This window comes from Thiocapsa sp., assembly GCF_011390875.1.
Lineage (GTDB): Bacteria > Pseudomonadota > Gammaproteobacteria > Chromatiales > Chromatiaceae > Thiocapsa.
This window is the reverse complement of the sequence record NZ_JAABRP010000204.1, coordinates 1-7,982: the sequence shown is the minus strand read 5'-3', so window position 1 is coordinate 7,982 and position 7,982 is coordinate 1. Positions and strand designations below refer to the sequence as shown.

General features: G+C 62.0%; 9 protein-coding genes and 1 other RNA gene. 8 read left to right on the top strand and 2 right to left on the bottom strand.

The annotated features are described in order from the left end of the window. Positions 1-51: 51 nt before the first annotated feature. Positions 52-816, bottom strand: coding sequence for a triose-phosphate isomerase (tpiA, locus tag GPT33_RS15090; protein ID WP_296810342.1), 765 nt, complete (start codon positions 814-816; stop codon positions 52-54). A 273-nt stretch (positions 817-1,089) separates the two neighbouring features. On the opposite strand from tpiA, the gene smpB reads away from it, so the two are divergent. The 4 genes from smpB (at position 1,090) to GPT33_RS15070 (ending at position 2,720) form a co-directional block, all read left to right on the top strand. Continuing rightward, complete coding sequence (gene smpB, locus GPT33_RS15085) at positions 1,090-1,569, top strand: SsrA-binding protein SmpB (protein WP_296810340.1); 480 nt, start codon at positions 1,090-1,092, stop codon at positions 1,567-1,569. A 46-nt stretch (positions 1,570-1,615) separates the two neighbouring features. Continuing rightward, positions 1,616-1,974, top strand: a transfer-messenger RNA (tmRNA) gene (gene ssrA / locus GPT33_RS15080). Positions 1,975-2,130: 156 nt separating this feature from the next. Next, entirely contained in the window at positions 2,131-2,382 is a 252-nt protein-coding gene (locus tag GPT33_RS15075; RefSeq protein WP_296810338.1) for a type II toxin-antitoxin system ParD family antitoxin, read from the top strand. An 8-nt stretch (positions 2,383-2,390) separates the two neighbouring features. Continuing rightward, positions 2,391-2,720, top strand: a complete 330-nt coding sequence (locus tag GPT33_RS15070; protein ID WP_296810335.1) for a type II toxin-antitoxin system RelE/ParE family toxin — start codon at positions 2,391-2,393, stop codon at positions 2,718-2,720. A gap of 56 nt (positions 2,721-2,776) precedes the next feature. On the opposite strand, the gene GPT33_RS15065 is transcribed toward GPT33_RS15070, so the two are convergent. Then, the gene (locus tag GPT33_RS15065) at positions 2,777-3,901 is read right to left on the bottom strand and encodes a Fic family protein (protein WP_296810332.1); all 1,125 of its coding nucleotides are present in this window, start codon (positions 3,899-3,901) and stop codon (positions 2,777-2,779) included. Between the two features lie 149 nt (positions 3,902-4,050). On the opposite strand from GPT33_RS15065, the gene GPT33_RS15060 reads away from it, so the two are divergent. The 4 genes from GPT33_RS15060 to GPT33_RS15045 form a co-directional block, all read left to right on the top strand. Continuing rightward, positions 4,051-4,281: a hypothetical protein gene (locus GPT33_RS15060; protein WP_296810329.1), complete on the top strand. Its 231-nt coding sequence runs from the start codon at positions 4,051-4,053 to the stop codon at positions 4,279-4,281. Positions 4,282-4,893: 612 nt separating this feature from the next. Further along, entirely contained in the window at positions 4,894-5,136 is a 243-nt protein-coding gene (locus GPT33_RS15055; RefSeq protein ID WP_296810325.1) for an AbrB/MazE/SpoVT family DNA-binding domain-containing protein, read from the top strand. A 196-nt stretch (positions 5,137-5,332) separates the two neighbouring features. Next, the gene (locus GPT33_RS15050) at positions 5,333-5,770 is read left to right on the top strand and encodes a type II toxin-antitoxin system VapC family toxin (protein WP_296810324.1); all 438 of its coding nucleotides are present in this window, start codon (positions 5,333-5,335) and stop codon (positions 5,768-5,770) included. A 292-nt stretch (positions 5,771-6,062) separates the two neighbouring features. After that, a partial coding sequence (locus tag GPT33_RS15045; RefSeq protein WP_296810321.1) for a class I SAM-dependent DNA methyltransferase occupies positions 6,063-7,982 on the top strand: 1,920 nt, incomplete at its 3' end.

Sequence of the window (7,982 nt, the reverse complement as noted above, 5' to 3'; positions counted from 1 at the left end):
GACCTGCATGACGGTCAAAATGGTTTGCATGAGTATCTCGTTGCTGCAGCTTTAGGCCGCGAGCTGTTCCCCGGCCCGACAAATCGCTAGAAAATCATCGGCGCTCAGCGATGCACCGCCGATCAGACCGCCGTCGATGTCCGGCTGCGCCAGCAACTCCGCGGCATTGCCGGGCTTCATGCTGCCTCCGTAGAGGATGCGCACCTTTTCGGCGATCGCTGGCTTCAGTGCTGCGATCCGGCCGCGAATGTAGGCATGAACGGCCTGCGCTTGCTCGGGTGTCGCCGTCATCCCGGTGCCGATCGCCCAAACCGGCTCGTACGCGATCTCGATCCCCGCGAAGGCTTCGATTCCGATGCGTTCGACCACGCCGTCGATCTGAGCGGCAATCACCGACTCCATCTCGCCGGCCTCGCGCTGCTGCAGCGTCTCGCCGACGCACAGGATCGGAGTCAGGCCGCTCTCGGCCGCGCGCGCCAGCTTCTGCGCGATCGCGGCTTCGTTCTCGCCATAGTACTCGCGACGCTCGGAATGACCGCAAATCACATACCGGCATCCGAAATCTGCCAACATCGAACCCGACACCTCACCGGTGAAAGCACCGCCGGTTTCGGTGCAGAGGTTCTGCGCGCCCAGTTGAACCGAACTTCCGGCAAGCGACTCTTCGCCGAGATAGAGATACGGAAACGGAACGCACACCGCGATGTGGGTCTTGGAGAGACCGCCGGCCCCGGCGACGACGCCGTTCAAAAGCGACTCGGCACTGGACTTGCTGCCGTTCATTTTCCAGTTTCCGGCGATCAGCGGCTGGCGCATCGAACCCCTCCAGGTAAGTCGAGCCCGCAAATTTAGCCGGCCTCCGTGCGGAAATCAAGCCTCGTTTGATTTACACTTTGAAATGCGTCCGGTGCCTCATGTTTTATCCGAGCCCGTCAGCCACGCTCGGAGCCACCAACAAGCGCCGTCCAGACGCATTTCAAACAATCTGCTTTTAACATTTCTTGAACCGCGTCAGGTACGAGGCCCGCGTAGGTCTACCCAGGCCGGCCTCAGATCCAACGACGGTTTTGACTTCCGGGACGCGGTTCAATGGCGAAAGGAAAACAGAAGAAGAACGATGGCGGCTCGACCATCGCGCTCAACAAGAAGGCCGGGCACGAGTACTTCATCGAGCAGCGCATCGAGGCCGGCCTCGTTTTGGAAGGCTGGGAGGTCAAAAGCCTGCGCGCCGGCCGCATCCAGCTCAAAGAGGGTTACGTCAAGATCCTGCACGGCGAGGCCTTCCTGATCGGTGCGCACATCTCCGCCTTGGCCGCCGCCTCGACTCACGTCAACCCGGATCCGACCCGCAGCCGTAAGCTGCTGCTCAAACGCAGCGAGATCAACCGCCTGATCGGCCAAACCGAGCGTGCCGGCTACACCCTGGTGCCGACAGCCATGTACTGGAAGCGCGGCAACGCCAAGCTCGAGATCGGGCTCGCCAAGGGCAAAAAGCAACACGACAAGCGCGACACCGAGAAGGACCGCGACTGGCAGCGCGACAAGGAACGTCTCTTCAAGACCGGCTGAGCTTGCCGCGGAACCGCGGTTCCTCTAGAGTGTCGTACTGATACCTGGGGGCGACATGGTTTCGACGTGGGTCGCAAAACCTGAGGTGCATGCCGAGGTGCGGGTGACCTCGTAAATCCAACCGCAAAACTATAGTTGCCAACGACGACAACTACGCTCTCGCGGCTTAGGCCAGCGAGCCTCTGACCGTTCCCTGCCTATGGGGGGCGGATTCCAGGGGTAACATAACATGGGATCGCGGTGACGGGGGCTCGGACCTGATCCGCTAAAACCTAATTCGAGATCGCCGACTGATCGCCCTGCCCTTCGGGCGGCGGAAGGCTAAAAATAATAGAACGGGCTAAGCATGTAGGGCCAATGGCAGAGGGCTTGCGGACGCGGGTTCGATTCCCGCCGCCTCCACCATCTAAAAGGGCTCGGATAATCTCCGGGCCCTTTTTCTTGCGTGAAATTCGCGCGCCGTGCGGGGTTCCGGCCCGCGATGCCGCGTCTGCCCCCTCCCCCGGTCGTCTGCCGGGATGATCCGTTGCCAAATTTTGCCAAACAACCTAACCTCGCGCCATGAGCACGATGAACATCTCCTTGCCCGACAGCCTCAAGGCGTTCGTCGACGAGCAGGTCGACCAGCGCGGCTATGGCACCAGCAGTGAGTACGTGCGCGAGCTGATCCGCCGCGATCAAGACCGGCTGCAACTACGCAGCCTGCTGCTCGCGGGCGCCTCGTCTGCTCCTACCGCGCCGGTGGACGAGGCCTACTTCGACAGTCTGCGCGAGCGGGTTCGCGGTAGGATCAAGACCCAACCCAAGGCCTGAACGCAGGGATGAAGGCCAAGCCCGTCGTCCCGCGCCAGCAGGCCCACCAGGACGTCGAGGACGTGGTCGCGCACTACCTGGCGGAGGACGCCGAGGCAGCGGCACTCGGCTTCATCAACGCCTTGGAGAAGGCGTACGGCCACATAGGCCGCCATCCGGCTACCGGCTCACCGCGCTACGCTCACGAGCTAAACTTGCCTGGCCTCCGCTTCTGGCCGCTGACCCGGTATCCATACCTTGTCTTCTACGTCGAGCGCCCGGACCACATCGATGTCTGGCGTGTGCTGCATGGACAGCTGGACATCCCGGCCTGGATGCAGGAGCCCGAAGAGACGTGATCGTTGGCGTCGTTTGTTTCTGCTTCCCCGAGCCAGTTCATTTGTGGGAGACGCGGCTATTCAGGCAGCTCGCTGAGCTCATACCCGGTGCTGCGACCGCCTGCATCCGTTTTCCGCAATACGCCCCGCGCAAGCAGGTCGTTGATGTCACGCAAGGCCGTGTCCGGCGAACACTTGGCAATGGCCGCCCACTTGCTGCTGGTGAGCTTGCCTTCGAAGCCGTCGAGCAGCCGGTTGAGCAGCTTCACTTGTCGCCCGTTCAATGGCGTGGTCGCCCATCGCTGCCAGAACCGTGTCTTCAAGAGCACGGCGTCGAGGCTGCGCTGTGCCTGATCGAGGGCGCGATGGAGGGTGTCGAGAAACCAGGCGAGCCACTCGGTGACATCCATCGACTGTTTCTGGGTCCGTTCCAGAATGTCGTAGTAGGCCGTGCGTTCCCGCTGGATCTGCGCCGACAGGCTGTAGAAGCGCTGGGGGCTGCCGTCGGCGCGCGCCAGCAACAGATCACCGATGGCTCGGGCGATACGGCCGTTGCCGTCGTCGAACGGGTGCAGGGTGACGAACCACAAATGGCCGAGCCCGGCCTTGATGAGCGGAGGATCCTTCGAGGCATCATTGATGCAATCGAGGAATCGACGCGTTTCCGCGTCCAGACGATCCGCCGGCGGTGCTTCGAAATGGACACGCTGTCGGCCGATCGGGCCGGACACGACCTGCATCGGACCGCTAGTATCGTCGCGCCAAGTGCCGACCTTGATCTTGGATAGACCTGAGTAGCCGGTGGGAAACAGCGCTGCGTGCCAGCCGAACAACCGCTCGCGTGTCACCGGCGCATGGCAGTCGGCGGTGGCATCAAGCACCATCTCGACCACGCCTTCGACGTGACGATCAACCGGGGCCAGGGCGCCGATATCCACGCCAAGACGACGGGCGATGGACGAACGCACGGATTCGACATCGAGATGCTCACCCTCGATCTCACTGGTCTTCACCACGTCCGCGGTGAGCGCGCCCAGGCTGGCCTGATCGCGCAGCGCCATCCCGACATCGGCCAGGCGTCCCAGCAAGAGACCCTGGGCGCGACTCACGTCCGCTATCGGACTGGCCAATGCCGCCAAGTCAAAGCGCCACCTCGGCCAATCGTTGGCCTGCCAGACGTACGTGTAATCACCGCTATTCATGCGGAGATTATGGGCCGGATTCTCCGCATGCTCAAGTTATTCGCCGCACCTTGTGCGGTGAAAGTGGCCCCAATTCGCCTTGATCTGTGGTCAACGGCTCCACGATGCCCTACCCTCCAGCATCAAGATTCATCTTGACGGAATCGGCCATGACGACAACTGCACGAGAGAAGTTCTCATCCCAAGCCGCGCCCGAGGTCCTGGCAGAACTGCGTCAGATCGCGGAAGCACAAGGGCGCCAGTTCCAATCCGTGTTGGACGAAGCCCTACGCGACTACATCGACCGCCAGCAGAAAGAGCGGCCGCGGCGGCATGTCATGACCGCGTTCGCCTGCAGTCTCGATGAGTTCGACAGCCTCTATCGCGAACTGGCCAAGTGACCGACCGCGATTTTCCAACCGTAGCCGACGTCCTCGGCATGCACACCGTCTTGATACGGCGTTACGGCGGAGCGCCCGGTGTGCGCGATCCAGGCACGCGGGAAGCAGCGTTGTTCCTGCGTCAGGACCGGTTACCAGAAAGACATCCTTGCCTAAGCGGTCGCGATGGTAGAGAGGCTCGGCATCAACCATCCTTTCGTGGACAGACACACGCGTCTCGCCTTTACCGCCGCCGACGTGTTTCTGCGCATCGACCACCGGCACTTAAACCGCGTCCAGAGCGACATGCGTAATTTTCGTTTTGCGATAGGCTTCGGAGATGTCCTCGATCCCGGCGAGGCGCGGTTTACAATTTAATATTTATTAATACTTTAAACCGCGCCGGCTCAGGCGGTCGTTACATCTGCCGCGGCCGATCCCATCCAAAACGTCGCATACCGCGCTTGGCGCGGTTTAGGCATGTCTCCTAACCCGGCCAGTACACAAACGGGTTAGAGCGCATGAAGCGCAGAATGCATTTCCACAACGGCCGCTCCCGACATCTCGCGCGACCCGAGCAATTGGCATATGCTCGCGCGGATGTCTTCGCCCTTCCCGTCGGATCGATCCCCTATGCACCCTGAACGCCACGTCCGCCTGTTTCGCAACGGTCGCAATCAAGCTTTACGCATCCCTCGGGAGCTCGAGCTGGACGCGGACGAGGCGATCATCCGCAAGGACGGCGAGCGTCTGATCATCGAGCCGGTGAAGCGCCGGCCAGACCTCGCCACGCTGCTCGCCGGATGGGGGCCGCTGGACGAGACGTTCACCGACGTCGACGAAGGCCTATTGCCCTTGGACGACATCCGACTCTAAACCGCGTCGAGAGCGAGATGCTCACTTTTGGGAGAGCTCGACGTTTGATGCATCCATGGCCCTTAGCGGGAACGCGGTTTAAAATTTTTATATTTTTTAATGTTTTAAACCGCGCCGAATCAAACGGTTGTCAAGTCTGCCGGAGCCGATCCCATCCAAAAACATCGCATACCGCGCTGGACGCGGTTTAAGTGCCATGGCAAACATTGCGGGCCTGCGCTATCTGCTCGACACGAACATCCTCTCCGCGCTGATTCGTCAACCCCGGGGACCGGTGGCCGAGACGCTTGCTCGGCGCGGCTACGGGAGTGTCTGTACCAGCATCGTCGTGGCCGCCGAGCTGCGTTTCGGTGCCCGCAAGCTCGGCTCCAAAACCCTGACCGACAAGGTCGACGACCTATTGGCCTCGCTGCCCGTCCTGCCCTTGGACTCCAACGCCGATCGGACCTACGCGGACATACGACTTCGGCTGGAGCGAGCCGGGACGCTCATCGGACCCAACGACCTGCTGATCGCGGCGCATGCTCTGGAGTCCGGTCTAATCCTCGTGACCGACAACGTTGACGAATTCGTGCGAGTCGCCGGGCTGCGCGTGGAGAATTGGCTGAACGGCCCGGCGTCCGAGGCACAATGATTCTCCGGATCGTCCAGCTACGGAGCAGTAAGCGGCGCTGGGTAGACGATTGTCCGCTTTAGGTCGACCAGCAGGCACCTACAAGCAGCTCGTCTTGCCTCGAGGGCAAAAGAAAAGACTCGACCCCGCGACGGCACGGCCTGGTGCACCTGAATCGCAGCCCGGCTACCCGCGCCGTGCGCCCCGAGGCGCTGGCGACCAAATTCCTTGTCGTGCTCGATTGATGGATGAAAACAATGCTTGAAACCACCAATGGCACCGCCCGCGCAACAACCGCCGTCGGGATGCGTCCATGAGCGCCAGCTTCCAACAACTCGCCAACTTCATTTGGTCCGTGGCCGATCTGCTGCGCGGCCCCTATCGCCCGCCGCAATACGAACGCGTGATGCTGCCGCTCACTGTGCTGCGCCGCTTCGATGCCGTGCTGGCGCCCAACAAGGAGGCCGTGCTCAAACGCCATGCCGAGCTGCGCAATAAGGGTATCCCCAATATCGACGCCATCCTCAACAACCTGGCGAAGGATGACGACGGCAAGCCGCTCGGCTTCCACAACCACAGCCAGCTCGATTTTCAGAAGCTCAAGGGCGACCCGGACAACATCGGCCGTCACCTGTCCGACTACATCAATGGCTTCTCCGAGAACATCCGCAAGATCTTCGAGCGCTTCGAGTTCGACAAAGAGATCGAAAAGCTCGAGGAGTCCAACCGACTCTACCAGGTGGTCGCCCAGTTCGCCGAGATCGATCTGCACCCACGCAAAGTCGATAACATCACCATGGGCCTGGTGTTCGAGGACCTGATCCGCCGCTTCAACGAAGCCGCCAACGAAACGGCCGGTGACCACTTCACCCCGCGAGAAGTGATTCAGCTGATGGTCAACCTGCTGCTGGAGCCCGATACCCGGGTGCTCACACAGGCCGGCATCATCGTCACCATTTGCGATCCGGCCTGCGGGACCGGAGGCATGCTGGCCGAGGCGCAGAACTGGATTCGCGCCCACAACGAGCAGGCCACGGTCAAGGTCTTCGGGCAGGACTACAACCCGCGCTCCTACGCCGTGGCCGCCTCCGACCTGCTGATCAAGGGCCACAAGGATGGCCAGGTGGTGCTGGGCAACACCCTCACCGACGACCCGTTTCCGGATCACCGCTTCGACTACTTGCTGGCCAACCCGCCCTTCGGCGTGGACTGGAAGGCGGAAAAGAAGATCATCGACCGCTGGCCCAATTTCCGTGGCTATAACGGCAAACTGCCGCGCATCAACGACGGCGCCCTGCTGTTCCTGCTCTACATGATGAGCAAGTTCCAGGACTACAAAGCGGGCGACCGCGACAGACCCGGCTCGCGCACCGCCATCGTTTTCAACGGCTCGCCTCTGTTCACCGGCGGTGCCGGCAGCGGCGAGAGCGAGATCCGCCGCTGGATCATCGAGCGCGACCGGCTTGAAGCCATCGTCGCCCTGCCCGAGCAGATGTTCTACAACACCGGCATCGGCACCTTCATCTGGGTGGTCACCAATCGCAAAGCCGCCCACCGCAAGGGCAAGATCCAGCTCATCGACGCCCGCGAGCGCTACACGCCGATGAAGCGCAGCCTCGGCGACAAACGCCGCTATCTGGATCAGACCGCCATCGACGCCATCACCCGCGAACACGGCGCGCCGGAGAACACCAAGACCAGTCGCGTCTTCGACAACACCGACTTCGGCTACCGCCGCATCAGCGTGCTGCGCCCGCTGCGCCTGCGCTTCGAGATGACGGACGAAGCCCGCGAGCGCTTCCTCAACACCTGCCCGGAATTGTTCGATGCCCTGCAGTCGGTGCAGGACCAGCTCGGCAGCGAACCGCACCTGGACTGGAACCGCGCCTGGGAGGACGTGCAGCAGGTGTTCAAGACCCTGCCCGATGATGTGGAAGGCTGGGCCAAGGGCGCCAAAGGTACGGCGCAGAAGAAGATCTTCCGCGAGTGCTTCACCAGCGTAGACCCCGAGGCCGCGCCGGTGATCGCCAAGATCCACAAGATCGAGGCGCTGGACCGCGCCGACCTGTTCCCGGATCAGACCCTACCCGACGACCTCGCAAAGGACGACCTCCACGCCTTGCTTGGCCTCTTCAAACTCCCCTCTCCCTCACGCGGGAGAGGGGCCGGTGGAGAGGGGGTATTCATCGAGTACGAACCAGACCCCGCCCTGAAGGACGCCGAGAACATCCCG

What these genes read in the sequence shown, in the direction of transcription:
- tpiA (WP_296810342.1), bottom strand. Translation starts at nt 816, where the DNA reads ATGCGCCAGCCGCTGATCGCCGGAAACTGGAAAATGAACGGCAGCAAG.
- smpB (WP_296810340.1), top strand. Translation starts at nt 1,090, where the DNA reads ATGGCGAAAGGAAAACAGAAGAAGAACGATGGCGGCTCGACCATCGCG.
- GPT33_RS15075 (WP_296810338.1), top strand. Translation starts at nt 2,131, where the DNA reads ATGAGCACGATGAACATCTCCTTGCCCGACAGCCTCAAGGCGTTCGTC.
- GPT33_RS15070 (WP_296810335.1), top strand. Translation starts at nt 2,391, where the DNA reads ATGAAGGCCAAGCCCGTCGTCCCGCGCCAGCAGGCCCACCAGGACGTC.
- GPT33_RS15065 (WP_296810332.1), bottom strand. Translation starts at nt 3,901, where the DNA reads ATGAATAGCGGTGATTACACGTACGTCTGGCAGGCCAACGATTGGCCG.
- GPT33_RS15060 (WP_296810329.1), top strand. Translation starts at nt 4,051, where the DNA reads ATGACGACAACTGCACGAGAGAAGTTCTCATCCCAAGCCGCGCCCGAG.
- GPT33_RS15055 (WP_296810325.1), top strand. Translation starts at nt 4,894, where the DNA reads ATGCACCCTGAACGCCACGTCCGCCTGTTTCGCAACGGTCGCAATCAA.
- GPT33_RS15050 (WP_296810324.1), top strand. Translation starts at nt 5,333, where the DNA reads ATGGCAAACATTGCGGGCCTGCGCTATCTGCTCGACACGAACATCCTC.